Source organism: Streptomyces decoyicus (assembly GCF_019880305.1).
Lineage (GTDB): Bacteria > Actinomycetota > Actinomycetes > Streptomycetales > Streptomycetaceae > Streptomyces > Streptomyces decoyicus.
Genome location: NZ_CP082301.1, coordinates 6883749 through 6909971, shown reverse-complemented (window position 1 = coordinate 6909971; position 26223 = coordinate 6883749). Strand labels below are relative to the sequence as shown.

General features: G+C 72.6%; 21 protein-coding genes and 1 pseudogene. 9 read left to right on the top strand and 13 right to left on the bottom strand.

Annotation, left to right across the window (positions count from 1 at the left end; translation table 11 throughout):
- Nucleotides 1–12: 12 nt before the first annotated feature.
- Nucleotides 13–1509, bottom strand: coding sequence for a CoA transferase (locus K7C20_RS30215; RefSeq protein ID WP_053208613.1), 1497 nt, complete (start codon nucleotides 1507–1509; stop codon nucleotides 13–15).
- 26 nt (nucleotides 1510–1535) lie between these two features.
- Nucleotides 1536–2492: a DUF2867 domain-containing protein gene (locus K7C20_RS30210; RefSeq protein ID WP_078952873.1), complete on the bottom strand. Its 957-nt coding sequence runs from the start codon at nucleotides 2490–2492 to the stop codon at nucleotides 1536–1538.
- Between the two features lie 45 nt (nucleotides 2493–2537).
- Here K7C20_RS30210 and K7C20_RS30205 point away from each other — a divergent pair, with 45 nt between their 5' ends.
- The 3 genes from K7C20_RS30205 to K7C20_RS30195 all read left to right on the top strand — a co-directional run bounded on the left by K7C20_RS30205 (nucleotide 2538) and on the right by K7C20_RS30195 (nucleotide 4742).
- The gene (locus tag K7C20_RS30205; protein WP_030087172.1) at nucleotides 2538–3176 is read left to right on the top strand and encodes a TetR/AcrR family transcriptional regulator; all 639 of its coding nucleotides are present in this window, start codon (nucleotides 2538–2540) and stop codon (nucleotides 3174–3176) included.
- Nucleotides 3177–3324: 148 nt separating this feature from the next.
- Nucleotides 3325–4512, top strand: coding sequence for a cytochrome P450 (locus tag K7C20_RS30200; protein WP_053208614.1), 1188 nt, complete (start codon nucleotides 3325–3327; stop codon nucleotides 4510–4512).
- A gap of 35 nt (nucleotides 4513–4547) precedes the next feature.
- Nucleotides 4548–4742: a ferredoxin gene (locus K7C20_RS30195; RefSeq protein ID WP_030984014.1), complete on the top strand. Its 195-nt coding sequence runs from the start codon at nucleotides 4548–4550 to the stop codon at nucleotides 4740–4742.
- A 118-nt stretch (nucleotides 4743–4860) separates the two neighbouring features.
- Here K7C20_RS30195 and K7C20_RS30190 read toward each other — a convergent pair whose 3' ends face one another.
- The 5 genes from K7C20_RS30190 to K7C20_RS30170 form a co-directional block, all read right to left on the bottom strand.
- On the bottom strand, nucleotides 4861–6675 hold the full coding sequence (locus tag K7C20_RS30190; RefSeq protein ID WP_107083329.1) for an alpha/beta fold hydrolase: 1815 nt from the start codon (nucleotides 6673–6675) through the stop codon (nucleotides 4861–4863).
- Between the two features lie 209 nt (nucleotides 6676–6884).
- Nucleotides 6885–7820: a S66 peptidase family protein gene (locus tag K7C20_RS30185; protein ID WP_053208616.1), complete on the bottom strand. Its 936-nt coding sequence runs from the start codon at nucleotides 7818–7820 to the stop codon at nucleotides 6885–6887.
- Entirely contained in the window at nucleotides 7817–9844 is a 2028-nt protein-coding gene (locus tag K7C20_RS30180; protein ID WP_053208617.1) for a prolyl oligopeptidase family serine peptidase, read from the bottom strand. The genes K7C20_RS30185 and K7C20_RS30180 overlap by 4 nt, the downstream gene beginning before the upstream one ends.
- A 48-nt stretch (nucleotides 9845–9892) precedes the next feature.
- Nucleotides 9893–11257 (bottom strand): M20/M25/M40 family metallo-hydrolase, encoded by a 1365-nt coding sequence (locus tag K7C20_RS30175; RefSeq protein ID WP_030079459.1) that lies wholly within the window; start codon nucleotides 11255–11257, stop codon nucleotides 9893–9895.
- Nucleotides 11250–12083, bottom strand: coding sequence for a M55 family metallopeptidase (locus K7C20_RS30170; RefSeq protein WP_053208618.1), 834 nt, complete (start codon nucleotides 12081–12083; stop codon nucleotides 11250–11252). Before K7C20_RS30170 ends, K7C20_RS30175 begins: the two co-directional genes overlap by 8 nt.
- A 378-nt stretch (nucleotides 12084–12461) precedes the next feature.
- Here K7C20_RS30170 and K7C20_RS30165 point away from each other — a divergent pair, with 378 nt between their 5' ends.
- From K7C20_RS30165 to K7C20_RS30155, 3 genes are all read left to right on the top strand, one after another.
- A complete protein-coding gene (locus tag K7C20_RS30165; protein WP_030079453.1) occupies nucleotides 12462–13343 on the top strand; it encodes a PucR family transcriptional regulator in 882 nt (293 codons plus the stop codon).
- A gap of 276 nt (nucleotides 13344–13619) precedes the next feature.
- Nucleotides 13620–14495 carry a serine hydrolase gene (locus K7C20_RS30160; RefSeq protein WP_030079451.1) on the top strand — a complete coding sequence of 292 codons (876 nt, stop codon included), beginning with the start codon at nucleotides 13620–13622 and terminating at the stop codon, nucleotides 14493–14495.
- Nucleotides 14496–14908: 413 nt separating this feature from the next.
- On the top strand, nucleotides 14909–15760 hold the full coding sequence (locus tag K7C20_RS30155) for a class I SAM-dependent methyltransferase (protein WP_053208921.1): 852 nt from the start codon (nucleotides 14909–14911) through the stop codon (nucleotides 15758–15760).
- 131 nt (nucleotides 15761–15891) lie between these two features.
- Here the strand turns inward: K7C20_RS30155 and K7C20_RS39520 are convergent, their stop codons facing one another.
- The 3 genes from K7C20_RS39520 to K7C20_RS30140 all read right to left on the bottom strand — a co-directional run bounded on the left by K7C20_RS39520 (nucleotide 15892) and on the right by K7C20_RS30140 (nucleotide 20002).
- Nucleotides 15892–16203: a hypothetical protein gene (locus K7C20_RS39520; RefSeq protein ID WP_030079449.1), complete on the bottom strand. Its 312-nt coding sequence runs from the start codon at nucleotides 16201–16203 to the stop codon at nucleotides 15892–15894.
- A gap of 559 nt (nucleotides 16204–16762) precedes the next feature.
- The gene (locus K7C20_RS30145) at nucleotides 16763–19306 is read right to left on the bottom strand and encodes an MFS transporter (protein ID WP_053208922.1); all 2544 of its coding nucleotides are present in this window, start codon (nucleotides 19304–19306) and stop codon (nucleotides 16763–16765) included.
- A 252-nt stretch (nucleotides 19307–19558) separates the two neighbouring features.
- Complete coding sequence (locus K7C20_RS30140; protein WP_030079444.1) at nucleotides 19559–20002, bottom strand: SRPBCC family protein; 444 nt, start codon at nucleotides 20000–20002, stop codon at nucleotides 19559–19561.
- Nucleotides 20003–20159: 157 nt separating this feature from the next.
- On the opposite strand from K7C20_RS30140, the gene K7C20_RS30135 reads away from it, so the two are divergent.
- Entirely contained in the window at nucleotides 20160–21224 is a 1065-nt protein-coding gene (locus K7C20_RS30135; protein ID WP_030079443.1) for an Rv2578c family radical SAM protein, read from the top strand.
- 37 nt (nucleotides 21225–21261) lie between these two features.
- On the opposite strand, the gene K7C20_RS30130 is transcribed toward K7C20_RS30135, so the two are convergent.
- The gene (locus K7C20_RS30130) at nucleotides 21262–21615 is read right to left on the bottom strand and encodes a MerR family transcriptional regulator (RefSeq protein WP_078953058.1); all 354 of its coding nucleotides are present in this window, start codon (nucleotides 21613–21615) and stop codon (nucleotides 21262–21264) included.
- A gap of 45 nt (nucleotides 21616–21660) precedes the next feature.
- A pseudogene (locus K7C20_RS30125) lies at nucleotides 21661–22449 on the bottom strand (SDR family NAD(P)-dependent oxidoreductase); the annotation flags it as partial.
- Between the two features lie 173 nt (nucleotides 22450–22622).
- Here K7C20_RS30125 and K7C20_RS30120 point away from each other — a divergent pair.
- Nucleotides 22623–23210, top strand: a complete 588-nt coding sequence (locus tag K7C20_RS30120) for a GNAT family N-acetyltransferase (RefSeq protein ID WP_030079440.1) — start codon at nucleotides 22623–22625, stop codon at nucleotides 23208–23210.
- On the opposite strand, the gene K7C20_RS30115 is transcribed toward K7C20_RS30120, so the two are convergent.
- Entirely contained in the window at nucleotides 23129–23893 is a 765-nt protein-coding gene (locus K7C20_RS30115; RefSeq protein ID WP_030079438.1) for a HEAT repeat domain-containing protein, read from the bottom strand. The genes K7C20_RS30120 and K7C20_RS30115 overlap by 82 nt on opposite strands.
- 381 nt (nucleotides 23894–24274) lie before the next feature.
- Here K7C20_RS30115 and K7C20_RS30110 point away from each other — a divergent pair, with 381 nt between their 5' ends.
- Nucleotides 24275–26095 (top strand): 3-hydroxyacyl-CoA dehydrogenase family protein, encoded by a 1821-nt coding sequence (locus tag K7C20_RS30110; protein ID WP_053208923.1) that lies wholly within the window; start codon nucleotides 24275–24277, stop codon nucleotides 26093–26095.
- The last annotated feature ends 128 nt before the right edge of the window (nucleotides 26096–26223 follow it).

Below are 26223 nucleotides of genomic sequence, written 5' to 3'. Positions count from 1 at the left end.
CGGCCCCTGCCCCTACCGCCAGACCGGCGCATCCGTGCCGCAGCGGCCGGGCGGGGTCGCCCAGGTGGCCGGTGCGCCGTCGAAGGAGACGGGCGGGAGGGCGTGGCGGAGCCGGCCGAGGGGGCTGTCGGTCTCCCGGAGGTGCGCTGCGGGGTCGTAGGAGTCGGTGCCGGGCGCCTGCGCTGCGTGGCCGTGCCCCTCGGGTCCGGCGTCCGGCTCGCCGTCGGCTACCAGGTCGTGCATCAGCCATCGCGCGGTGCGGGCGAGGGCGAGGGTGGCGAGGAACGAGCCGCCCGTGCGGGACTGTTCGGTCAGGGCGCGGAACACCGCCGCGGCCAGCAGATAGCCGGTGCCGTGGTCGAGTGCCTGGGCGGGCAGCGCGCCGGGGGTGCCGCTGCGCTGCGCTCCGCCTCTGCTCTGTTCCGAGTCCCCGGACGCCGAGCCCGCGTCCGCTTCGACGGCGGCGATCCCGGTGGCCACCTGCACCAGGCTGTCGAAGCCGCGCCGGCCGCCCCACGGGCCGTCGTCGCCCCAGGCGGAGAGCCGGGCCACCACCAGCCCCGGGCGGCGTGCGGCCAGCGCCTCGGGGGTGAGGCCGAAACGGTCGAGTGCGCCCGGACGGTAGCCGGTCACCACGACGTCCGCGCGCGACAGCAGCTCCTCGAAGGACGCGCGGCCGGCGGGCGAGCCGAGGTCGATCGCGGCGGAGCGCTTGCCGAAGCCGGTGTCGCTGTGGGCATCCTGACTCTCCGGCAGCTGGGGGGCGTCGACGCGCAGGACATCCGCGCCGAGCAGCGCCAGCGTGCGGGTGGCGACCGGCCCGGCGATCACCCGGGTCAGGTCGAGCACCCGCAGCCCGGCGGCCGGCAGCGTCGGCGGGCCGGCGAACGGCGGCAGCCGGCGGGGCGGGACGCCGGCGTCCAGGGTGTCGAGGGTCAGCAGCGGGTGGGCGGCCACGGCGGCGCCCTGCGGGTGGGCGGTCCACTCCCCCGGCGTGCGGGCGACGACGGCCAGCCCGCCCGCGGCACAGACCGTCTCCTCGATCTCGGCGGCCCGGCGGCCGGCCATCACCGTCTCGACGTCGGGTGCTTCGGCGGTCTCGGCGAGGTCCAGTGCGTGCAGCAACCGGGCGCGGTGGTGCGGGTAGTTGGCGTGGGTCCGCACCCAGCCGTCGGCGGTGCGCCAGAAACGGGACAGCGGCGCGAAGGACGCGCAGGCGCGGCCGTCGATGCGCAGATGGCGTTCGCTGAGGAAGGCGGTGGCCACCGCGCCGTCGTCGACGCGTACGGCAGGCACCGGACGGCCGTTGCGCCGGGCGGCCAGTTCGGCCGCGGCGAGCGCACAGACCGCGACCGTGGACCGGGCCAGCGACATCGCCGGGAGCCGGGCCGGCAGCAGACCGGGGGGACCGCCGAAAGCGATCCGTTCCGTCAGGGCCGGGTCACCGCCGAGGGCCGCCCAGGCCAGCTCCGTACCGCCGTTGCGTCCGCCGAGGTGTCGTTGCCCCATGGCGGCAGTGTGACACGGGGCCCGGGTCACCCCCGCGCCACCTCCCGCTCCCCCGCGCTCGGTGCGGCGAGCGCCAGACGGCGGTGGAAGCGACGCAGCATCATGCGGGCCATGAAGGGGTGGACACGGCGTACGACGGCGAAGTAGAGGCGGCCGGCCGTGCGGTGGATGCGGACGACCGTGCCGAGCGTGACCCGGCCGTCCGCGACATGGACCGAGGCCCGGAAGTCCAGGTGCCGGGCGTCCACGCCGAGCAGGATCTCCTGGTCCGTGCACCCGACGACGGGGAAGGCCGCCCCGCGCAGCACGCCCTGCCAGGCCTCCGGTTCCTGCGGCATGCCGGGCCGCAGCTCCAGCTGCCAGGCGTCCTGGAAGTCGGTGTGCGGGAAGGCGCCGTGTGCCAGCCGGGCCGCGGCGGGGAGGGGGACGGCGCGGGGCCGGTCCCAGAGCAGACGGTTGAGCAGGCGTACCCGCGCCGGCCGGCGGACCGGGGCCGGCGCCCGGCCGGTGGCGGCCCGTTCGATGTTGTCGAAGATCTCCTCCACGACCGTGCCGTGCACGGCCCGGATGCCCAGTGACCACATCAGCCTCTGGAGGAGCGGGAGTTGGCTCTCCAGCACGTGTTCCACCCGGCAGCTGCCGGGGCCCAGCGGACGGACGGTGACCTCGTGCCATCCGCTCTCCCCGCCGGTGAAGCAGAAGCGGATGCGGCGGCCCGGCTCGTATGCGGCGACGCGGTAGCGGATGAAGCCGTGCCCGCCGTCGGCACCGACACCCAGCGGACGGTCGAAGCGCATCGGCGGCCAGACGGGCGTGGGGAAGAGCGGATCGCCCTCGTCGCCGAGCCGGTCGAGCAGGGCCCCGACGGCCGCGGCCGGGGCGGGGACGGTGCGGACATGGACATCCCGGACTGCACTGACTGCACTGACTGCACTGACTGCACTGACGGCACTACCTGCACTGACGGCACGAACGGCACGCACGGGGCACCTCCATACGGTGGCGTATGTTTGACCGTACGGTACCGTATGGATATGGCCCCACAGCGAGCGAAGGCACTCCGCGACAGCGGCACACGACAGCGGCTGACCGCCCAGGACTGGGCCGAAGCCGCGCTGGCGGCCATGGGTGAGGGCGGGCTCGCCGCGGTGGCCGTGGAACCGCTGGCCGCCCGGCTGGGCACCACCAAGGGCAGCTTCTACTGGCACTTCGCCAACCGGGACGCGCTGATCGAGGCCGCGCTGAAGCACTGGGAAGAGATCGGCACGGAAGCCGTGATCACCGAGGTGGAGACCGAGCCCGACCCCGGCGAGCGGCTCCGAGGACTGCTCGTGCGGGCCACGAACCGGTCGGCCGCCGACCCGCTGGAGGTCTCCCTGCTGGCGACCGCGGCACATCCACGGGTGGCCGCCGCGCTCGCCCGGGTGACCGCCCGGCGCATCGGCTATGTCGCCGCGCTCTTCGCGGAGCTGGGCTTCCCCGAGGAGGAGGCCCGGCGCCGCGGCCTGCTCGCGTACACCGCCTACCTCGGGCACACCCAGCTCGGGCACGCCGTCCCGGAGAGCCTGCCGGCCGCCGCGGCACGCGACCGCTATCTGGACGGGGTGATCGAGACCCTCGTACGGCCGCCGAACGGAGGTGAAGCTTCCGATAATGAGCGAATCTGAGCGAAGTTGGCCGAACTGCGCGTAGACGTGCCCGGCATCCGAGGCATGAGGTGAGATCAGCGCGCCGAACACGGCGCGCATCAGCATTGACATCTCACACCCGAGCAGCCCGACCCCCACGTTGAGCTTCTCGTACGGGAGGAATGCCGTGACCGAAGCCATCTCCTACTTTCAGGACCGCACCTGCCCCTACCACCCGCCCGCCGGCTATCAGCCGCTGCGGGAGACCGGGCCGCTGACCCATGTCGCGCTCTACGACGGCCGTAAGGTGTGGGCCGTAACCGGCCACAGCGAGGCACGGGCGCTGCTGAGCGACCAGCGGCTCTCCTCCGACCGGCAGAACCCGGCCTTCCCGCTGCCGTTCGAGCGCTTCGCGTCGATCACTCAGGTCAGGACACCACTGATCGGGGTCGACGACCCGGAGCACAACACCCAGCGCCGGATGCTGATCCCCAGCTTCAGCGTGAAGCGGGTCGCCGCGCTGCGGCCCGACATCCACCGGATCGTCGACGAGCTGCTCGACCGGATGCTGGCCGAGGGCCCGCCCGCCGAACTCGTCTCCGCGTTCGCGCTGCCGGTCCCCTCGATGGTGATCTGCTCGCTGCTCGGCGTCCCGTACTCCGACCACGAGTTCTTCGAGGGGGAGTCCCGCCGCCTGCTGCGCAGCCGTACGGCCGAGGAGGCGGAGCACGCCCGGATCAAGCTGGAGGAGTACTTCACCGACCTGATCGCCCACAAGGAGAAGAACCCGGGCGACGGGCTGCTGGACGAGCTGATCGAGGAACGGCTGCGGGCCGGTTCCCTCGCCCACGAGGACCTGGTCCGGCTCGTCATGATCCTGTTGGTGGCCGGCCACGAGACCACCGCCAACATGATCTCGCTCGGCACCTTCACGCTGCTCGAACACCCCGAGCAGCTGGCACAGCTGAAGGCCGAGGAGCGCCTGATGCCGACCGCCGTGGAGGAGCTGCTGCGGTTCCTGTCCATCGCGGACGGCATGCTGCGGGTGGCGAAGGAGGACATCGAGATCGGCGGGCAGCTCATCCGCGCCGACGACGGTGTCCTGTTCCCCACGTCGCTGATCAACCGGGACGAGGCCACCTATCCGTCGCCGGACGAACTGGACCTCGACCGTTCCGCGCGCCACCACGTGGCGTTCGGCTTCGGGATCCACCAGTGCCTGGGGCAGAACCTCGCCCGGGCGGAAATGGAGATCGCACTGCGCTCGCTGTTCACCCGGATCCCGGACCTGCGGCTCGCCGTGCCGGCCGCCGAGATCCCCTTCAAGCCGGGCGACACCCTGCAAGGAATGATCGAACTGCCGCTGGCCTGGTAGCAGCCATGACGGCAGACGAAGGAAAGGGGTCCGGGATGCGGATCACGATCGACACCGACATCTGTATCGGCGCCGGCCAGTGCGCCCTGACCGCGCCGGGAGTGTTCACCCAGGACGACGACGGCTTCAGCGCCCTGCTGCCCGGCCGTGAGGACGGCGCGGGCGACCCGCTGGTGCGGGAGGCCGCCCGCGCCTGCCCCGTACAGGCCATCACGGTCACGGACGACTGAGCCACCACCCTCGCGGACGGCCCGGCTGACGCGCGCGGTCCCCGGCTGACACCCGGCACCGCGGTGCGCCCGACACGTTCCGCCCACCTACTTGTCCCTACGGCATCCACCCCATCCGCTACCGCAACACCCCTTGTGTGACGGGAAGTTCGAGTACCCCGGTCTCCCCGGGCGTACTGGAGACCGTCACCGGCTTCACCCCTCGATTGCCCGCATAGGCATCGTCGCTCGCGGCGATGACGAAGCGCAGTCGGTGCCCCGGCTCGTAACGGTGCACGATGCCCGGCAGTTCCACGGTGAACCTCCGGGTCACATCGGGCACCCGGGCCGGGGCCACCAACCGGTGCACCAGCGTCTTCCTGCCGTCCGGCGCGACGTCGTAGAGCTTGGCGAAGAGCACCAGCTTGTCGGCCGCGTCCGAGGAGTTCTGCACCTGCTCGGCCCGCGGCGAGGAAACCTTCAGCGTCACCCTGGGCGCACCGACCACGTCCACCGGCCCGCCCGCCACCGGCTTCGATGTCCAGTCCAGGTAGGTGCCCCTGGCGTCGTACGGCGCCGCGTCCGGCAGGCCGAGCAGCCCGGCCAGCGAACTCTCCGAGTGGCTGGTGGCCGTCCGCAGATTGCGGTACTCCCGGCTGCCGCGCGCCACCTCGCCGCGACGGGCGACGAGTTTGCCGTCGCCGGAGAGGTACAGCCGCCGGCTGCCGCCCGCCGGGAAGACGCGGGAGGTGGCATAGGCGGACCCGTCGGTCACCCAGTCCCGGTAGTACGCGAAGGCCGGGCCGGTGCCGGTCGCCGTCCGGTGGTGCAGATACCGGTCGAACCACGCAAGGATCCGCCGCCCGACATAGCTGGTCTCCAGATTGCCCTGTGCCAGGTCGAGTTCGCCCTTCGCAGGCTTCTTCATCCCGCCGCTGTGGCCCCAGGCCTGCCAGATCATCCTGGCCGGGGTGCCCTGTGCGGCCAGGGCCCGGTAGGTGGCGGCGGCCTCGTTGAGGTTGAACAGGCTGTCGTCCTCGCCCTGGACGAGCAGGGTCGGCGCCTTGACCGACGCCAGGTACGAGACCGGGGAGACGCTGCGCGCGTAGCGGAGCACGGCGTCGGTCCGGCCGGCCGGGTACTTGCCGGAATCCAGCAGCCGCTTGGTGTCGCAGGCCTGCGCGACGAAGTGCAGACAGCCGGCGCCGCCGGTCCGCGACGGGTCGAGGTTCGGATGCAGCAGCCCCTGCGCCTCACCGATCAGAAAGAACCCGTTCGTCCACTGCCACTTGTACGCACCGGGCAGCGGCCCGGTGACGCCCCGCGTACGCCCCGCGTTGTTGGGGTCGAGGGAGTAGGAGAGGTCGTTCCAGGTGATGAGCGGCACCAGCGCGTCGAGACGGTGGTCGCGGGAGGCGGTGGCCAGCTGGACCGCACCGCCGTAGGACCCGCCGATCATGCCGACCCGCGGATCGCCGGTCCCGTCCTTGGTCACGTAGTCGATACGCGTCCCGTTGTCGGCCGTACGGGTACCCGCCAGCAGGTCGACCAGCCCGCTCGCCGCCCGGCCGTCGGTCCCGGGGTCGTCGAGGGAGATCGGGCAGCCGGTCTTGCCGAACCCGAGTCCGGAGTAGGCCAGTGCCACATAGCCGCGGGCGGCGAGAGCCTTGGCGAGGGCGTCGGTCGGGCCGTCCGCCTTGTTGCCGCCGAAGCCGTTGGTGGTCAGCACGGCGGGCGCGGGGTGGGCGGCGTCGGCGCCGGCCGGGCGGTAGACGTCCGTGTCGAGGGTGCACTGGCGTTCACCGGCCCGGACCGTGACCTTCAACGCGGTGACGGTGTAGGGGTCGGCGGCGGCGGTCGCGGGGGCGGTCAGGACGAGGGGGGCGGCGAGGGCGGAGCCGGCCAGCACGGCGAGGGACCTGCGGAGTACGGGGCGGGACACGCCTCGGGACACGCTGGGCACGAAGACCTCCACACACGTCGTACCAACCAGTCGGTAGCGGCGCGCTCATGCTGTGACACGAGTAACGACAAGTCAACGCTCCTGACGCGGGTCGCTGTTAGGACGTCAGTTCAGCGCTGTCCCCTGGGCGACACAGCGGCATGGACACCCCACCAGGCCCTGAGAGCAGTCGGATTGCTGGCCCATCAGGTCAGCCCGCCTCACAGCGTCGTCGCCGGCCCCTCGAAGGTCAGCGTGCCGGCCGTCGCGTCCAGCTCCGCGGGGATGCCCAGCGGCACGGTCAGCGCGGAGTCGCCGTGTCCGAACCCGAACTCCTCGGCCACCGGCACCCCGAGCCCGCCCAGCCGGTCCACCAGCACCTCCCGCACCCGCTCATAGGGCCCGCAGCGGGCCCACGAGCCGAGAACGATCCCGGCGACGCCGTCCAGCCGGCCGGCGCGCAGGAGTTGGGTGAGCGCCCGGTCGATGCGGTACGGCGGCTCCCCGGTGTCCTCCAGGAGCAGCAGGCCGCCCGCCGCGCCGCGCCTGGCCTGCGGGGTGCCCAACTCGGTGGCGAGCATGGCCAGACAGCCGCCGAGGGTGACCCCGCGGGCCCGCCCCGGCACCAGCGGCCGGGCGGACGGCGAGACCAGGGTGCGGACGGCCTCCGGTGTGAAGAGGGTGCGCCGCAGATGCTCACGGGTGGCGTCGTCCTTGAGGAAGACCTCCCCCGCGACGGCCGGTCCGTGCAGGGTGGACACCCCGGTGCGCACCGCGAACGCCTCGTGCAGCACCGTCACATCGCTGAAGCCGACCAGCGGTTTGGGGGCCGCGGCCCGGAGGGCGTCCCAGTCCAGCAGATCGACCATCCGCTGGGCGCCGTAGCCGCCGCGGGCCGCGAACACCGCCTTGACGGAGGGATCGCACCACGCCTCCTGGAGGTCGCGGGCCCGCTCCTCGTCGGTGGCCGCCAGGTAGCCCAGCGTGGCGTGGGTGCCCCTGGCATGGGGCGCGGCGACGGGGTCGAGATCCCAGCCGCGCAGTACGTCCAGTCCGCGGTCCAGCCGCTCCGGCACGAGGGGGCCGCTGGGTGCCACCACCGCCACCCGGTCTCCGGGCCGCAGTCGCGGCGGCCGCACCGGCTCCCCGGACGTCATCCGCGCAGCTCCAGCGCCGGGACATCGCTGCGGGTGAGGCCGAAGGTCTGGACGTAGAGGGAGAGTTCCGCCTCCACGGCGCGCACGATGGTCTCTTCCCTGCGGAATCCGTGCCCCTCCCCGGCGAAGGCCAGATAGGCGTGCGGCATGCCGCGCCCGGCGACCTCGGCGAGGAACCGCTCGCACTGCGCCGGCGGGCAGATCACATCGTCCAGGCCCTGGAGCAGCAGGAACGGCGCGGCGATACGGTCCGCGCGATGCAGCGGCGAGCGCTCGCGGTAGCGGTCGGGCACCTCCGCGAGCGGACCGACCAGCGAATCCAGATACCGCGACTCGAAGTCATGGGTCTCGCCGGTGGCCCAGCCGGTCAGGTCCAGGATCGGATAGCTGATGGTGCCGCAGGCGTAGAGGTCGGTGGCGGTCAGCGAGGCGGCGGCGGTCCAGCCGCCGGCGCTGCCGCCGCGGATGGCCAGCCGCGCGCGGTCGGCGGTGCCCCCGTCGGCCAGCGCCCGGGCGACGGCCGCGCAGTCCTCGACGTCGACCACGCCCCACTGGCCGCGCAGCCGCTCGCGGTACTCACGGCCGTAGCCCGTCGAGCCCCCGTAGTTGACCTCGGCGACACCGATGCCCCGGGACGTGAAGTAGGCGATCTCCAGGTCGAGCACCAGCGGGGCGTGGCTGGTGGGGCCGCCGTGCGCCCACACGACGTAGGGCGGCAGCTCGCCGTCGGGGGCCCGGTGGTCGGGGCTGTGCGGCGGATAGATGTGGGCGTGGATGTCCCGCCCGTCGGGGCCGGTGAAGGTACGGCTCTGCGGCCGGGGGTAGTAGGCCGGGTCCAGGACGTCGGCAGGCCGGCCGGCGATCCCCCGGGCGCGTCCGGTGCAGGTGTCCAGCTCGACGATCTCGTACGAGCTGTGCGGGCCGGCCGCGATGCCGAGGACGCGGCTGCCGTGCACGGCGAGGGTGGGTGCCCATTCCGTCCAGGGGCCCGCGGAGTCGACGAGTTCACCGCTCACCGGGTCGAGGATGCCCAGGGTGGTGGAGCCGCGGCCGTGGATCACCGCGAGGGTGCCGTTCTCCAGCGGCAGGAACCAGCGCTGCCCGACGTTCCACAGCGGCCCGCCGAACTCCTCCTGCCGGGCCGGGCACAGGCAGCGGCTCGCCACCACGCCGTCACCCACCGCGTCAGGGTCGACGCGCTGCACCTCCCACCAGCCGCTGACGTCGGAGACGAAGAGCAGCGAGCCGTCGGCCGCCCACTCGATCTGCGCGACGGACTCGCCGGCCGCACCGCCTTGCGGCGCGGGGGTGCCGAGGTCGCCGACGAGCGGCCGGATGTCCTCGAACTCGCCCTTGCCGGTGATCCGGGCCACCATCGCCAGCGTGCCCTCCCAGGGCATCCGCGGGTGGTCCCAGGCGATCCACGCGGCCCGCCGTCCGTCGGCCGAGATCCGCGGACCGGTCACGAAACGGTGCCGGTCATCGGTCAACTCCCTTACACAAGCGCGGTGTTCGGCCGCCGAACCGTCGAGCGGCACGGCGGCGATCACCCGGCGCACCTCGGTCGGCCGGTCGCCCGTGAACTCCTCCAGGACGCACCAGACCTCACCGCGCTCCGGGCACAGCACCGGATCGGCCCAGCGCAGTCCGGCGCCGACGGCGGAGTGCGGAGTGAGCGGGCGGGGGGCCTCGTCGCTGTCCGGTGCGTAGGCGTACAGCCGCTGGTCGGCGAAGTTGCTGAAGACGACCAGCGGTCCGTGCTCGGTGACCGTGCCGGCCCAGGGCTGGCCGCCGTACTCCAGCACCCGGCTGCGGACGTTCCAGGGTGCGGGCAGCACCGACTCCTCGGCGCCGTCCGGCCGCAGCCGGACCAGCGCCCGCCGGCCGCCCTCGGAGGGCCGCGGCTGCGTCCACCACACCTCGTCGCCGACCACCCCGACAAAGGCGGGCCGGCCGTCGTGCGCGGCGACCGTGCGGGCATCTATCGGGGACGCCCAGCTGCCGTACGGAGCCGTGGTCACCATGGGCAGTTCCTCTCCTCCACCGGTCGGCGCGCGGCGCCGGCCGGTCGGTCAGACCGTGCGCAGGAAGTGATCGAGCACCCGGACGCCGAAGTGCAGTCCTTCGACCGGCACCCGCTCGTCCACACCGTGGAAGAGCGCCTGGTAGTCGAACCCCTCGGGCAGTTTGAGCGGCGAGAAACCATAGCCGGTGATGCCCAGCCGGGAAAACTGCTTGGCGTCCGTGCCGCCGGACATGCAGTACGGCACGACATGGCCGTCCGGGTCGAAGCGCTCGATCGCCGCCCGCATCGCGGCAAAGGCCGGGGAGTCGACCGGGGCCTGGAGCGCGACCTCGCGATGCTGGTAGTCCCAGCTCACGTCGGGCCCGGTGAGCTCGTCCATGGTCGTACGGAACTCCGCCTCGCCGCCGGGAACCACCCGGCCGTCCACCTGGGCGACGGCGGATCCCGGGATCACGTTGACCTTGTAACCGGCCGACAGCATCGTCGGGTTGGCGCTGTTGCGGACGGTCGGCTCGACCAGCTTGGCGGCCGGTCCGAGCTTGCCCAGCAGCGCGTCGACATCAAAACGCGGCGCGTCGACATCCACCTCGACGCCGTGCAGCGCGGCGAGTTCGCGCAGCGCGGCCCGCACGGTCGGGGTGAGCCGGACCGGCCACTCGTGCTCGCCGATCCGGGCCACGGCCGCGGCCAGCCGGCTGACGGCGTTGTCGCGGTTGACCTTCGATCCGTGCCCGGCCCGGCCCCGGGCGGTCAGCTTCAGCCAGGCCGTTCCGCGCTCCCCCGCGGCGACCGGGTACAGCCGCATCCCGCTGCCCGCGTGGAAGGTGAAGGCTCCGGACTCGCTGATGCCCTCGGTGCAGCCCTCGAAGAGCCCGGCGTGCCGGTCGGCGAGGAAGCCCGAGCCGTCCTCGGCGCTGGCCTCCTCGTCGGCGGTGAACGCCAGCACGATGTCCCGCCGCGGCCGCACTCCGCTACGGGCCCACTGCCGTACGGCGGCGAGCACCATCGCGTCCATGTTCTTCATGTCGATGGCGCCCCGGCCCCAGACCACGCCGTCGCGGACCTCCCCGGAGAAGGGGTGCACGCTCCAGTCGGCGGGTTCGGCGGGGACCACGTCCAGATGGCCGTGCACCAGCAGGGCGTCGGCCCCGGGGTCGGTGCCGTCGATACGGGCGACCACATTCGTGCGGCCCTTGCTGCGTTCCAGCAGCGTCGGCGTCAGCCCGGCCCCGGCCAGCCGCTCGGCGACGTACTCGGCGGCCGGGCGCTCCCGGCAGGCGCCGTCGCCGGCGTTGCTGGTGTCGATCCGGATCAGCTCGGAGGTGAACCGCACCACCTCGTCGAGCGCCTGCCGGTCCACGCCGGCGGCCTGCCCGGCTGCCGGTTCCCCGGCCCTGTCACGCTCAGCCATATTGTTCCTCCACGGCGGACGACACGACGGTGGTGACCGCCTTGAAGCACCGGATGGCTTCGTACATGTCCTGACCGGTATACGCGACGCGGCGCTCCCCGGAGCGCTCCACGCCGGGCACACAGGTCGCCGCGCCCACCAGATGCTCGGCGTCGAACTCCAACTCGAACCGGAACGGCCCGCTCCGGGACGGTTCATGACGCACCGCCAGCGCCGCCCCCTTGCGGGCCGCGGCCCGGATCTCGGCTGCCGTGCGGGCGGGCGGGCGGCATACCGCCGCATAGCGCGACACATAGTCCTTGACCGCCACACCGGGCGCCTGCGGGGCGTAGCCCAGCGCGTCCTGGCAGGTGCGGTCGTCGCCGGTGACCAGCACCACCGGTACGCCGTACTCGGCGACCACCAGGGAGTTGAGATAGCCCTCGCTCGCCCGGGTGCCGTCGACCCAGACACCGGTGAGGGTGTTGGCGAGGTAGGTGTGGGCCAGGACGCCTTCGGTGCCCGCCCCGGTGTGGTAGCCGACGAAGGCGATGCCGTCGACGTCGCCGTGCTGCACGCCCTCGACCATGCTGAGCGATTTGTGCCGCCCGGTGAGCATCTGCGCCCGCTCATCGAGCTGTTCCAGCAGCAGATTGCGCATCGTCCAGTGCGCCTCGTTGACCAGCACGTCGTCGGCCCCGCCGTCGAAGAATCCGGCAATCGCCGCATTGACGTCGGACGTGAACATATGGCGGCAGCGCTCCCATTGAGGGGTGCCGGGCAGCACATCCGCGGGCCAGGTCACGCCGGTGGCACCCTCCATGTCCGCGGAGATGAGGATCTTCACATTCACCAGTCCTATCGCAGCCAGGAGGCGGTGTGCACGGGTCCGGACACCACTCGTTCACCTCGCGTTCATCGGGGCCGAACGGCCCACCAGCGTAACCAGGACCTCCGGCCTGACGCCCCGTCCAGGACCTTCCGGGTCAGTCACCTTGGCCCCAGCATCACCATTTCTTCGTCTGAGCACCACGATTCCCCCCAACCGGAACCTGGGGGTACGCTCTTGTGGCGCCGCATCTCACACAGTTTCTGTCGCAAAGCGGAAGTACTTCCGACGGAATCCGTAAGGACTTCTGAACGAGTTCTGTCAGCTGCCGACGGCACGTGCCAGGTGCGGTAGAACAGGCCGGACCAGCTTCCCGCGCGATGAAACAGAGGCAGAATGGTGAGCGAAGCCCTCAAAGACGCCTTACCGCAACGCGGCATCCAGGCCAACAGCGAAGACGACCAACTCGCGATCCTGACCGAACTGATCGCGCAAACACTTTGCGATCGCAACCCAGGCTTCCGGGAAGTCATCGAGCACGGCGGTCATGAGCAGGTCACACGTGTGATCGAGGAGGTGCTACGGGGCGGCCGGCCACTGCCCGAGAAGGTGCGCGCGGTCATGCTGCGCACCGACACCGACATCCACCTCGTGGCGTCCGCGCTGGGCGACTGTCTGGTCAGCGCACCGGGCGAAGCACCGGGCCTGCTGATCCCCGCCCAGCTCGCCGACGGCAAGAACGGACGGGCCCGGCTGAAGGGGGTGCTGCGCCATCGCGCCGCCGTGGTCGGCCATGCGGTCCCGCCGCACGAGGCGGCCGCCTCCGTGCGCTCCGCGTCCCGGCTGCTGGACCTGGCGTCCCCGCACGACGGCCCGGAAGCCGGCGTGGTGTTCGTCGACGACCACCTCTCGTCCCTCCTGCTCCTCCAGGACGAGTCGCTCTCCCGCACGCTGATCGCCCGGCATCTGAGCCCGCTCGCGGGGCTGACGCCGGAGCGGTGCGAGCGCCTGGAAGCCACCCTGCTGGCCTGGCTCGGCGGCATGGGGGCTCCGGAGGTGGCCAAGGCGCTCAGCATCCATCCGCAGACGGTGCGCTACCGGATGCGTCAGCTCGAGAAGCTGTTCGGGGCCCGCCTCCGCGACCCTCGGACCCGCTTCGAGATCGAGATGGCCCTCCGCAGCCGCCAGCTGATGGCCGGCGCGCGACGTCGCCGCGCGGCCGTCACCCGTCGCCCGCGCGCCGCCGCAAAACCCCGCAAAGCCCTGCCCCGCCCCTAGCTCCCGCCCCATCCCTCCCCCGCAATCACTCCCCGCACCCCTCTCCCGCCCACCCTCCGATTTGTCGAAAGTCACACCCAGGCGCAACACCCAAATACGGACATTTCACCCCAGGAATCCGGGGTGTCCGCACCCCCGCCCCGTATCGTCGCTGTGACCCCTTGACCGGGACCCCGGCCGCAGCGCGGCCGCAGCGGCCCGGCGTACCGCCGGTCGCACGAGGCCGGCCGCCCGACAGCGGGCCTCCGATACACAGCGGGACAGGACACCACCTTCATGCACGGATCACGCATATCGACCGGCACGCGCCGCGGGCTGGCCGCGGCCGTGGCTGCCGGAACGCTGCTGACGGCGCTCACGACGGCGACCTCTGCCTCGGCCAGCACCGCCAGCACGCCGGTGGACGGCTCCAAGGTCGTGTGCACCTCGAAGAAGCCGGGCCTGGCGCCCGCCCTGTCCCAGGACATCGCCCACGCCCTGCACGGACGCAAGGGCGCCTCGGCACTGTCGATCTACGACCGGCACACCGGGACCCGCTGCGATTTCAAGGCGGGCACCCACTTCGACTCGGCGAGTGTGGTGAAGGTCACGGTGCTCGGGGCCCTGCTGCGACAGACGCAGGAGGCGCACCGCAAGCTGACCCCGCGCGAGGTGAAGCTGACCACCGCCATGATCACCAAGTCGGACAACAAGTCGACCTCCGCCCTCTGGCGCCAGATCCGCCCCGCCGGCATCAAGCACTTCCTGTCCCTGGCGGACATGCGGGACACCGTCCCCGGTGCGGGCAAGGCCTGGGGCCTCACCCAGATCACCGCCGGCGACCAGCTCAAGCTGATGCAGCTGCTCGCCAAGGACAACACGGTCCTCAGCGCGGCCTCCCGCGGCTACGCGCTCGACCTGATGCACCGGGTCGCCCCCGACCAGCGCTGGGGCGTGCCCGCCGGCGCTCCCGCCACGACGGACGTCCACGTCAAGAACGGCTGGCTGCCGCGCGACACCGGCGGCTGGCGGGTGAACAGCGTCGGCACCTTCACCAACAGCGGCCACGACTACAGCATGGCCGTCCTCTCCACCGGGAGCCGCACCATGAAGTACGGCGTGGACACGGTCGAGGGCGCCGCCCGGGTCATCCACCGCGATCTGACCCACTGAGCCACGGAGGCCGGGCCCGATTCCCTTGCCGGGCCCGCCCCGAAGTCCTCCGCAGAACGGCCCCTCAACCGAGCTTCCCCGAGGGGCCGTTGGCAGCAGCATCCCGCAACTCCGCCGCCGTGATGTGGTGGCAGCACGTGGCAGCTCCCCCGCTCCCCCGCTCCCCCGCTCGGTCCGGCAGGGGACGCACTCCGTATCCGCCGCGCAGGCCCCCGTAGTTGCCCGGCGCCGACGGGACGCCGCGGCCGACTTCTGCGGTACGACTATGCACTCCCCAGGGTGACCGGCACCCCGAACGGCCCCCCGGAGTGCGGGAGCGGCGATATCAACGCCGCATCGAGGCTGTGCATCCGGTGGGCCGAGAGGTGTTCCGCCGCCGGCCCACCGCCACACCGCACACTGGGAGGAACTCGGTGCCAGGCCGCGTCAAGGCAGACCTCAAGGGAGTTCCCGAAACGGCGTTGTGGACGCTCTACCACCGCGCCGCCGAGGCCGCCCGCCCGGACACGGTGCTGGCCGATCCACGCGCCGTACAGCTCATCGGGGAGGTCGACTTCCCCTTCCGGGACCGGCTGGGCGGCGCCCGGCCATGGCTGGCGCAGGCCATCGCCCTTCGGGCCCTCGGGTTCGACGGAGTGGTGCGCGCCTTCCTCACCGCCCATCCGCACGGCACCGTGATCGCTCTCGGCGAGGGCCTGGAGACACAATTCTGGCGGGTGGACAACGGACGGGCCGACTGGGTCACCGTCGACCTCACCGACCCGTTGGCGCTGCGCCGGCGTCTGCTGCCGCACGGAGCACGCCAGCGGCTCGTCGCCTGCGACGTCCGCGACAGCCAATGGATGGCGGGCATCGACCCCTCGCGCGGTGTCCTGGTGACCGCGCAGGGCCTGATGATGTATCTACAGCCCGCGCAGGCGACTGAGCTGATCGCCGCCTGCGCCGGTGCGTTTCCCGGTGGCTCGATGGTGTTCGACACCGTGTCGCGGCGCTTCAGCGCCCGCACCCGCACCGGCGCCAAGGGCCCCGGCGGCCATCGCCTGCCCCCGATGCCCTGGGGCATGGACGCGGCCGACCGGGACCACCTGCGCACCGCCCATCCGGCCATCAGCGAAGTGGCCGACGTTCCGCTCCCCGCGGGCCGCGGCTTCCTCGGCTACCTTGCCCCCCGCGCCGCGGCCCTGCCCCTGCTCCGTGGGGACCGCCCGCTCATCACCCGGCTGCGTTTCGGCACGGCGCCCGCCCGGCTGACCGGATGCCCCTGAGGAGCCGCTCGGGTGCCACGGGCCGTGCGGGTGCAGCGGGCCGTACGGCTCCGAACGACTGCGATGCGTCGGAGCGGGGGCCCTCTCATTGACGAACGTCAGCCAACACAGGGCTGTGCGGCGTGCCCGCCTCAGTCGAGGGTCACCGGGAACCGCTCCTGGAGGCTGACCTCCAGCACCGGGTAGCCCAGTTCCAGGACCTGGGAGACGATCCGGGCGCTCTCCTGGGGGCTTATGCTCGGCAGGATTTCCGGCAGTCGGCGGGCCAGGTCGCTGGCGCCGGGGAGGTCCGTGTGCGGCCCGAAGGCGGGCGTGAAGCGTTCGTGGCCCGCGCCGCTCTCCCTGCCCTCCCCGCCGGGCAACCGCTCGGCGTCCGCCGCGAGGACGAGGATCCGTCCGGCGCCGGGTCCGGCCAGGGGGTAAGCCCACCACAGCAGGTCCACCGGCCGGCCCCTGCGGTGGCCATCCGGGCCCGTCCGGCAGTGGGGTAGGACGCGCCACCGGCGACGAGGCCTCCAGGACAGAGGGGTTGCCCTCCTCCGCGCCGTTGCTCATCTCCACGCCGCTGCTTCTCTCCGAGCCGTGGCGCTCCTCCACGTGACGGCGCTCCTCCGAGCCGTTGGTGCGCCGGGCGCCCCACTCCTCGTCGCCGAGCGCACCGGTGACCGGCATCAGATCGACGGCGGGGGCGCCCACCGCCTCCTCACGGGTGGGACCGAAGAGCCGGTGTGCACCGCCGCTCCAGTGGGAGGTCCGGCCGTCCGCACCCACCACCACGACCGCAAGCGGAATCCGCCCGGGCGCCGCGTCCCGGGGCGCCGCGAGGGTCAGGTCGTCGCCGTGCAACGGGCCATGCTCCATGGGTGGTTGCTCCCTCGTGCACCGACCGTGCACCACCCCCACCACGGTACGACCGCGGCACGGTGCGGCGGGCGGCATTCCCCGAAGAGGGAGCGCGTCCGCGCACCGTGCGCACCGTCCGCCGCATCCGTCGCGGAGCCCTCAGTCCTCGTGCCCGAGCTGGAGGTCGCGCTCGGTGCGTCCGCCGCCCGCCATCCGCAGGACGGTGGCGACCGGCGGGTATCCGGCGGCGATGACGGTGTACTCACCGGCCGACAGATCCACGAAGCGGAACAACCCGTCGGCTCCGGTGGTCGCGGTGTCGACGACATTGCCGGCGGCGTCCAGGAGGGTGACCCTGGCGTCCTCGACGGGCCGTCCGCCGCCGGCCCGTACGGTCCCGCGCAGCACCGCGCCGCCGGCGAGCTCGATGTCCTGGCGGGTCTCCCGTGAGGCCTGGACGGTCACCGGCAGCGCGGCGGGGCGGAACGCGGGGGCGCTGGAGGCGAGGGTGTACTCGCCGGCCACCAACTCCCCGATGACATAGCCGCCTTCGCGCCCGCTGCGGGTCGTGGCGACGACCTCGCCGCGGACATCGGTGAGGGTGACCATGGCATCGCGTACGGGGGTGCCGTCGGCGGTGGTGACGGTGCCCGCGAGGCGCCCGGCGCCGCCGAGCACGACGTCCAGCTCGACCGGCCGTTCGCCGACGGTGACGCTGACGGCCTGCGGCTGGTGCCCGCCCGCCGCGGCGATCAGCACATACGAGCCGGCGCCCGGGGTGCTCAGCGCATACCGCCCGTCGTCGCCCGTGGCGCCGCGGCCGACCTGCCGGCCGGCGACGTCGATGAGGGTGAGCGCGGCGCGCGGCACGATGCTGCCGTCGTGGTGCTGGACGGTGCCGCACACCGGGACGCCGGCCATGACGGTGGGCTGTCCGGTGCCGGCGTAGTTGTGCGTGCGGAGGTAAGCAGCGCGCGATTCACCGGAGTCGGGGGCGGTGGGGTCCGGGACCGACCGGGCCGGGGGCACGGCGGCGGGGTCGGCCGGATCGCCGTACGGCGCCTGCGGGGTCGGGGAGGCCTGCGGAGCGTGAGAGGCGTGGGACACCAGGGGTTTCTCTTTCAGGAAGAAGGCGAGCACGAGGCCCAGGACGAGCACCGGCACGAGATAGAAGAAGATCCCCGGCATGGCGTGCGCATACGCGGCGACATAGCTGTCGCGCAGCGAGGCGGGCAAGGCGTGCACCAGTTGCGGGGTGATCGACTCGGGGTCGGGCAGCCGCGCCGCCTTCGGCAGCCGGTCGCCGAGCTGGCGGGCCAGCCGGTCGGCGAAGAGGGTGCCGAAGATGGCCGCACCGACGCTGCCGCCGATCTGCCGGAAGTAGTTGGAGGCGCTGGTCGCGGTGCCGAGGTCGGTGGTGCGTACGGAGTTCTGCACGGCGAGCACCAGCACCGGCATCACGAAGCCGATGCCGAGGCCGAGGATGCCCATCCAGAGGCTGTAGACCTCGCGCGCGGTGTCCTGCTGCATCCCGGACAGCAGCCACATCCCCACCGCCGCCAGCGCGCAGCCCACGACGGGGAACACCTTGTAGTGCCCGGTGCGGCTGATGAGCTGTCCGGAGACGATGGAGGCGAGGACGATGCCGCCCATCATCGGCAGCATCAGCAGCCCGGACTCGGTGGCCGTGGCGCCGTCGACCATCTGCAGGAAGGTCGGCAGATAGCTGGCGGCGCCGAAGAGCGCGATGCCGACGACGGCGCCGATCAGGCCGGTGACATTGAAGACCGAGTCGCGGAACAGCCGCAGCGGGATCAGCGGTTCGGCGGCGAAGTGCTCGACGGCGAGGAACAGCAGGGCACAGCCGAGCGCACCGGCGCCGAGGCCGAGGACGACCCGCGAGTTCCAGGCGTACTCGGTGCCGCCCCAACTGGTCAGCAGGACCAGGCAGGTGGAGAACGCGGCGAGCAGCAGCGCGCCCGCGACGTCCAGCCGGGCACGGCGCGCCGGCCGGGGCAGCTTCAGTACGAAGGCGATGACCAGGAGCGTGAGCGCGCCGAACGGGACGTTGAGGTAGAAGCACCAGCGCCAGGAGGCGCGATCGGTGCAGAAGCCGCCGATCAGCGGGCCGGCCACGGAGGCGAGGCCGAAGGCGGCACCGATCAGGCCCATGTAGCGGCCGCGGGCCCGTGGCGGTACGACATCGGCGATGATCGCCTGGACCCCGATGATGAGCCCGCCGCCGCCGACGCCCTGGACGGCCCGGAAGACGATCAGTTCGTCCATCGTCCGCGACCAGCCGGCCAGCGCCGAGCCGACGGTGAAGACGAGGATGGCGAAGAGGAAGACGGGCTTACGGCCGAAGAGGTCGCCGAGCTTGCCGTAGAGGGGCAGCCCGATGGTGGAGGCGAGGAGGTAGGACGTCACCGCCCAGGACATCCGGCCCAGGCCGTGCAGCTCGCCGACGATCTTCGGGAGTGCGGTGGCGACGATGGTCTGGTCGAGGGCCGCGAGCAGCAGCGTCAGCATCAGACCGAGGAAGACCATGCGGACGCGGCGGGGGCTGAGCGGCACCGCCGTACCGGGGACGGGAGCCCGGGGGCCGTCGTCCGCTGCCGGAGCCGGTGTCGCGCTGGACGCGGGCGGACCGGATACGGGCGGACCGGTCCGCTCGACCCGCTCGCTCAGGGTGGTCCCGCCCACGTGCTGCTCCCCTCGTCACGCCTGTTGCCGCCCAATTTCTCGCATTGGGCGACAACACCGATCAACCGCGGCGAAAGGGTGCGTGCGGGGTGAGAAGGGACGTCAAGTACGTTGCCCCGGGCGCCCATTGGGCTCCCATCAGGGCTTTCCGTACGGAAGCGTTCCGGCGGGCCGGACACTTCGGCTCACCGGAAACCACCCGAACCGGTGAGTGTGACGTCATGCGCTCAGGGTGACGGCTGTGACCGCCGATCACTTCGCCACGTGGGCGGCGAGGTTGTCGAGCAGCGCATCGTAGATCCGGCCGAGCCCCTTGGGGGCGAAGGTCCGCTCGAAGAAGCCGCCGATACCGCCGGCGCCCTCCCATGTGGTGGTGACGACGACCTTGGCGCGCTTCTCGCCGGCCGGGGTGATGACCCAGGTGGTCACCATCGAGGAGTTGCGGTCCTTCTCGACGAGCTGGCCGTCGGTCGGCTCGTCGACCTCCAGCAGGCAGTCGCGCACCCGCTTGCTCGTGGCCTGGAGCTTCCAGTGGACGAGGGTGCCCTTGCCGTCGCCGCCCTCACGGACCTCGTACTCGCTGAAGTGCTCGGGCAGCAGCTGCCGGCGCGTGCCGGAGTAGTCGGCGAGCGCGTCGAACACGTCCTCCGGGTCCGCCGCGATCTCGCGCTGCGTGATGGCCTCGACCTGCCCCATATGTGTCTTCCTCCAGTACTCGGCTGCCGGTCCTGCGATCCGCCGCCAAGCCAACCACCCCACGACGGCGCGCCCAAATTCAGGGCCTCCGAACCGGAGGGGAACACTTGTTCTATTATGGATCCGGGGGGCCCTGCTGGATCCAGAAGGAGGCCCGATGCGCTGGGACAACCTCGGCGAAAGCCCGGCCGCGCTGTTCGGTACGGACGTCGTCAGCCGGACGTTCGACACCCCCGAATTCCGCGGGATCACCTTCCACGAAGTACGTGCCCGCTCGATCGTCAACCGGGTCCCCGGTGCCTCCCGGATGCCGTTCGAATGGACCGTGAACCCTTACCGCGGTTGTAGCCACGCCTGTGTGTACTGCTTCGCGCGCAAGACGCACAGCTATCTCGACCTGGACACCGGACAGGGCTTCGACTCGCAGATCGTGGTGAAGGTCAACGCCCCCGAGCTGCTGCGCCGCGAGCTGGCCGGGCGGCGCTGGCGCGGTGACCACATAGCGATGGGCACCAACGTCGACTGCTACCAGCGCGCGGAAGGCCGCTACGGCCTGATGCCCGGCATCATCACGGCGCTGCGCGACTACGCCAACCCCTTCTCGATCCTCACCAAGGGCACGCTCATCCTGCGGGACCTGGCGCTGCTCCAGCAGGCCTCCGAGGTCACCGACGTCGGCATCTCCGTCTCCGTCGGCTTCCTGGACCGCGAGCTGTGGCGCACGGTCGAGCCCGGCACCCCCGCCCCGGAGCGCCGGCTCGACGTGGTGCGCACGCTCACCGCACACGGCATTCCGTGCGGGGTGCTGATGGCGCCGGTGATCCCGTTCCTGGGGGACGCGCCGGACCAGTTGCGGGCCACGGTGCGTGCCCTTGCGGAGGCCGGCGCCGGTTCCGTCACCCCACTCGTGCTGCATCTGCGGCCCGGCGCCCGGGAGTGGTTCATGGCCTGGCTGGGGCAGCACCATCCGCATCTGGTGCGGCGTTACGAGACGATGTACGGGGACGGCGCCTACGCCCCGAAGTGGTACCAGCGCCGGATCACCCGCCAGGTCCACGAATTCGCCGCGGAGTACGGCATCGGCCCCGCCCGGCCCGGCCGGTCCCGCCGGATTCCGCCGACGGACGCCGTCCCGGAAGCCACCGGCCCCGGTGCGCCGGGTGCACCCCATGGCGAGGATCCCGACTCCCCTGCGGAGCCGACCCAGTTGACCTTGATATGACCCGGCCGGAGCGGTCAGGCCCAGGGGGCGACGCTTCCTAGGATGCCGGGGCCGCCTCCAGGGCCCGCGCCAGACGGTTGCGCGCCTCCGTCTGGGCCCTGATCCGCTCGTCGATGACGGCGAGCCGCTCACGGGCGACGCGCAGGCCCTCGGCGGACGGCGGAGCGGTGGACATGTCGCCGTCCAGGCAGGGGGTGAAGCAGTGGACGTCGGCGAGGGTGAGGCCCGCCGCGAGGAGATGGCGGATGTTGCGGACCCTGACGACCGCGCGCTCGCCGTAGACGCGGTACCCGTTCGCCGCCCGCTCCGAGGCGATCAGCCCCTCGCGTTCGTAGTGGCGCAGCGCGCGCGGCGACGCCCCGGTGAGCTGCGCCAGCTCCCCGATCCGCACCGGATCACCTCCCCGTCCGGCACCGTTTCTACCAGGGCGGGGGCGGGCGGCCCCGGCCCGCCCCCGCACGTGCCGAACCACCCCGGTCACGAACGACGCGGACGGCGCCGCGAGCCGGGTGACGGCCCAGGCCACCTCCTCGGGGCGGCCCACCCTCCCCATGGGGGTGTGCTCGATCTGCCACTTCCGTATGGCCGCCCGCTGCTCCGGGGACCAGCCTTGGTGCCGCGCGATCGGGGTCTCGATCGCACCGGGGGCGACGGCGACGACCCGTACGCCGCGCGGTGCCAGCTCCACCGCCCAGCTGCGGGTGAGGAGTTCGAGCCCGGTCTTCGTCGCGGCGTAGACCGAGTTGCCCGGCCGGCCCCGCTGGCCGACGGAGGTGCTGATGTTGACCACCACACCGCCGGTCCGCTCCAGGTGGGGCACGGCCGCCTGGGTGAGCAGTACCGGCGCGACGAGGTTCGTCGCCAACAGCGGGTCCATCCCCTCCTTGGTGAAGCTGCCCAGCGCCCCGCTGCCCACCACCGCGGCATTGTTGACCAGCACATCCAGTCGGCCGTACGTCCCGACCACATGGCGTACGAGGCCCTCGGGCCCGCCGTCCGCGGTGATGTCGGCGGCGCACGGGACGACCTCACCGGGCCCGCCGGCGGCCCCCGTCGCCGTCTCCGCCAGCGGTGCGGGCCGGCGGCCCACCGCGAGGACGCGCGCCCCCTCCGCCGCGAAGGCATGGGCGGTGGCGCGCCCGATCCCGGTGCCGGCCCCGGTGACGATCACAACTCTGCGGTCCGTTCCGGGCGTGTCCGGCCCGGCGTGCGTGGTGCGTTCCATGCCGGGAGTCTCGAACCCTGACACCAGGGGCAAGGTCAAGCGGCCCGCCCCCGACCGTGCGGACGGGAAACTTTTTGACGGGCCCTAGGGGGACACCCCCTAGCCTCTCCGGCATGGATGGGTCTCTTGAACGGAGCCGGGCGCGGCCGCCGCACCCAGTCCGCATACGGGAAATGACCGAGGCCGATATCGACGCGGTCTCGGCGGTGCGGGTCCGCGGCTGGCAGGCGGCGTATCGCGGACTGATGCCGCAGGCGTACCTGGACGCGATGAGCGTGGCGGCGGATGCCGAGCAGCGGCGGTCGTGGTTCGGGCGGCGGTCGCCGGAGGTGTCGGACCTGGTGGCGGAACGGGACGGTGACGTCGTGGGCTGGGCGTGCGTGGGACCGGCCCGGGACCCCGATATCGCCCCGGGGGCCGAGGAGTTGCCCGCGCCCCCGCCGACCGCGGGTGAGCTGCTCGCCCTCTACGTGGCGCCCGGTCTGATCGGCACCGGCGTCGGTCGCGCCCTGATGGCCGCCACCACCGCCCGCGCACGGGAGAACGGCTACCGCGCGCTGTATCTGTGGGTGGTACGCGGCAACACCCGGGCCCAGCGGTTCTACGAGCGGGCCCGTTTTGTGCCGGACGGGGCCGAGGAGGCGTACGAGGTCGGCGGCCGGAGCGTCCCCGAGCTGCGTTACCGGCGCCCGCTGACGCCGGAACCGGAGTCGGAACCGGAGCCGCCACCGCCGGGGCCCTCGCCCCGCTCCGGCCCCTGACCCCGCCCGCCGTCTCCGCGGCCGTCTCCCGCGCCGTCCGGGCCGTCCTCCTTCACCCGGGGCCCGGCGTCCGCCGTCACCTCCTCGTGCACCCCCAGCCGCGCCAGTGACGCCGCCGCGGCGGCCGCCAGCCGGGGATGCCCGACGGCCGCGGTGAGCGTGGGGACCGCGCGCCGGTCGCCCAGCGCGCCCAGGCCCTCGACGCAGGCGAGCGCCACCCGCCAGTAGGGGCTGTGCGGGGTGAGCAGCCGCTCCAGGGTCGCGATCAGCGCCGGTACGGACTGCGGTGCGCGGAGTTCGGCCAGCAGCCGGACCGGGTGCAGGGCGTAGGCGGTGCGCAGCGGGTTGGTGGCGAGCGCGGCGGCGGCGCGGGCGGTGCGGGGGTCGCCGAGGCGGCCCAGGGCGTGCGCGGCGGTGGCGCAGCGCACCGGGTCGCGGTAGTTCAGCAACAGCACGAGCGTCTCGAAGGCCCGTTTGTCGCCGGCGCAGCCGAGGATGAAGGCGGCGATCTCCCTGGCCCACAGCGGACGTTCGACGGCGACCAGCATCCGGGCCAGTTCCTCCCGCCCGGCCGGGGTGTTCTTGCGGGCCAGACCCAGCAACCGTTCGTAAGCGACCAGATCCTGTGGGGAGCGGAGTTCGGCCCGCACCCGGTCCGTCAACTCGTGGAATTCCTCTTCCATTTGTCGCTCCCCTCCCGCCGGCCGCCCCGGTTCCCGCGACGTGGCCCGCACCACAGCCTAATGACCCCGCCTACCCCTGGCGCTCTGGTTACTCACGGGTTAACCTGCTGGAACGAGCAGCACCACTGCTCGGGCGGCCTGGTGACGCAGCCGCCACAGTGTGAAGTCGGTTCGGCACAGCACGACAGCAGTACGGAGCACACGGCACGGCCCCGGGACAGGGCTCGCCGCGTCTCCCGCACCGCCGGCGCTCCCGCAGCGCTGCGGCTCCCGCGGCTCACCGCCGCCCTCCGGCCGCTGCGCAGGGAACTGGCGCCGCGCGGTACCCCTCAGTCGTCACTTCTCCCCTGCCTTCAGGGGAACACCCTCAGGAGTCTCGCGATGGGCCCTCAGTCCACCCCTGATCTCTCAACTGCCCCCTCCCCCCTGTCCCTTTCCACCGTCGCCGTCGTCGGCCTGGGCACCATGGGCACCGGCATCGCCGAGGTGCTGGCCCGGGCCGGCCGCGAGGTCATCGGTATCGACACCGACGAAGCCGCGGCCCGGCACGCCGTCACCACCCTCGAAGCCGCCACCGCCCGTGCGGTGCAGCGCGAGCGGATCACGGAGCGGGAGCGGCAGGACATCCTGGCCCGGTTCCGTACCTTCACCGATCTCCAGGCCGCCGCGGACGCCGATCTCGTCATCGAGGTGGTGCCCGAGGACTACGAGCTCAAGCGGCAGGTCTTCGCCGGGCTGGACGCCGTGGTGCGCCCGGACACCATCCTGGCCACCGGCACCAACGCGCTGTCCGTGACCCGGCTGGCCGCCGACTCGCAGCGCCCCGAGCGGGTGCTCGGCGTGCACTTCTTCAACCCGGCACCGGCCATGAAGCTGGTCGAGGTGGTGTCCTCGGTGCTCACCGCCCCCGCCGCGGTCGCGGCCGTCACGGACCTGGCCCACGCCCTGGGCAAGGACCCGATCGCGGTGGGTGACCGCCCCGGCTTCGTCGCCGACGGCCTGCTGTTCGGCTACCTGAACCAGGCCGCGGCGATGTACGAGTCCAAGTACGCCACCCGCGAGGACATCGATGCCGCGATGCGGCTCGGCTGCGGGCTGCCGATGGGCCCGCTGGCACTGCTCGACCTGATCGGCGTGGACACCGCGCGTACGGTCCTGGAGGCCATGTACGCCGAGTCCCAGGACCGGCTGCACGCCCCCGCGCCGATCCTCGGCCAGCTCGCCGAGGCGGGGCTGACCGGCCGCAAGGCGGGCCGCGGCTTCTACACGTACGACGCCCCGGGCAGCGGCACGGCCGTGCCGGACGCGGAGAGCCCGGCGGCCGCCGATGAGCTCGCCGGCGGGCGTACGGTCACCGGCGTCGGCGTGGCCGGTTCCGGGACGATGGCCAGCGGTATCGCCGAGGTCTTCGCCAAGGCCGGCTTCAAGGTCGTGCTGGCCGCCCGCAGCCTGGAGAAGGCGGAGAAGGCCAAGGCCAGGATCGCCAAGTCGCTGGGCCGTTCCGTGGACAAGGGCCGGATGAGCGCCGAGGCCCGGGACACCGCGCTGGCGGCGATCACCCCGGCCGGGTCGCTGGACGCGTTTGCGGACGTGGATCTCGCGGTCGAGGCGGTGGCCGAGGACCTGGCGGTCAAGCAAGAGCTGTTCACGACCCTGGACAAGGTCTGCAAGCCGGGCGCCGTCCTGGCCACCACCACCTCGTCGCTGCCGGTCGTGGCCTGCGCCCGCGCCACCTCGCGCCCCGAGGACGTCATCGGGATGCACTTCTTCAACCCGGCGCCGGCCATGAAGCTGGTGGAGGTGGTCCGTACGGTCCTGACGGCCGACGACGTCCACGCCACCGTGCGGGCGGTCTGCGCCAAGGTCCGCAAGCACCCGGTGGACTGCGGGGACCGGGCCGGATTCATCGTGAACGCGCTGCTGTTCCCGTACTTGAACAACGCGATCAAGATGGTCGAGGAGCACTACGCGACCCTGGACGACATCGACGCCGCCATGAAGCTCGGCGGCGGGTACCCGATGGGCCCGTTCGAACTCCTCGACGTGGTCGGCCTGGACGTGTCCCTGGCCATCGAGAAGGTGCTGCACGCCGAGTTCCGCGACCCCGGGCTGGCCCCGGCGCCGCTGCTGGAGCACCTCGTCGCCGCGGGCTGCCTCGGCCGCAAGACCGGCCGCGGCTTTCGTGAGTACGCCCGGCGCTGACGCGTGGCGGCACCCCGGCCCGGCCGGGGGAGGGTGGGGTGGACTGCTGGAACCCGACGGCGGTCCACCCCCGCTCACAGGGGAAAAGGCTGCACCTCATGCCGCAGGTCGCGTAAATATGCAGTACC

Excerpts from the sequence above, each read along its gene's own strand:
- K7C20_RS30215 (WP_053208613.1), bottom strand. The coding sequence starts at position 1,509 with ATGGGGCAACGACACCTCGGCGGACGCAACGGCGGTACGGAGCTGGCC.
- K7C20_RS30205 (WP_030087172.1), top strand. The coding sequence starts at position 2,538 with ATGGATATGGCCCCACAGCGAGCGAAGGCACTCCGCGACAGCGGCACA.
- K7C20_RS30195 (WP_030984014.1), top strand. The coding sequence starts at position 4,548 with ATGCGGATCACGATCGACACCGACATCTGTATCGGCGCCGGCCAGTGC.
- K7C20_RS30185 (WP_053208616.1), bottom strand. The coding sequence starts at position 7,820 with ATGACGTCCGGGGAGCCGGTGCGGCCGCCGCGACTGCGGCCCGGAGAC.
- K7C20_RS30180 (WP_053208617.1), bottom strand. The coding sequence starts at position 9,844 with ATGGTGACCACGGCTCCGTACGGCAGCTGGGCGTCCCCGATAGATGCC.
- K7C20_RS30175 (WP_030079459.1), bottom strand. The coding sequence starts at position 11,257 with ATGGCTGAGCGTGACAGGGCCGGGGAACCGGCAGCCGGGCAGGCCGCC.
- K7C20_RS30165 (WP_030079453.1), top strand. The coding sequence starts at position 12,462 with ATGGTGAGCGAAGCCCTCAAAGACGCCTTACCGCAACGCGGCATCCAG.
- K7C20_RS30160 (WP_030079451.1), top strand. The coding sequence starts at position 13,620 with ATGCACGGATCACGCATATCGACCGGCACGCGCCGCGGGCTGGCCGCG.
- K7C20_RS30140 (WP_030079444.1), bottom strand. The coding sequence starts at position 20,002 with ATGGGGCAGGTCGAGGCCATCACGCAGCGCGAGATCGCGGCGGACCCG.
- K7C20_RS30135 (WP_030079443.1), top strand. The coding sequence starts at position 20,160 with ATGCGCTGGGACAACCTCGGCGAAAGCCCGGCCGCGCTGTTCGGTACG.
- K7C20_RS30120 (WP_030079440.1), top strand. The coding sequence starts at position 22,623 with ATGACCGAGGCCGATATCGACGCGGTCTCGGCGGTGCGGGTCCGCGGC.
- K7C20_RS30115 (WP_030079438.1), bottom strand. The coding sequence starts at position 23,893 with ATGGAAGAGGAATTCCACGAGTTGACGGACCGGGTGCGGGCCGAACTC.
- K7C20_RS30110 (WP_053208923.1), top strand. The coding sequence starts at position 24,275 with ATGGGCCCTCAGTCCACCCCTGATCTCTCAACTGCCCCCTCCCCCCTG.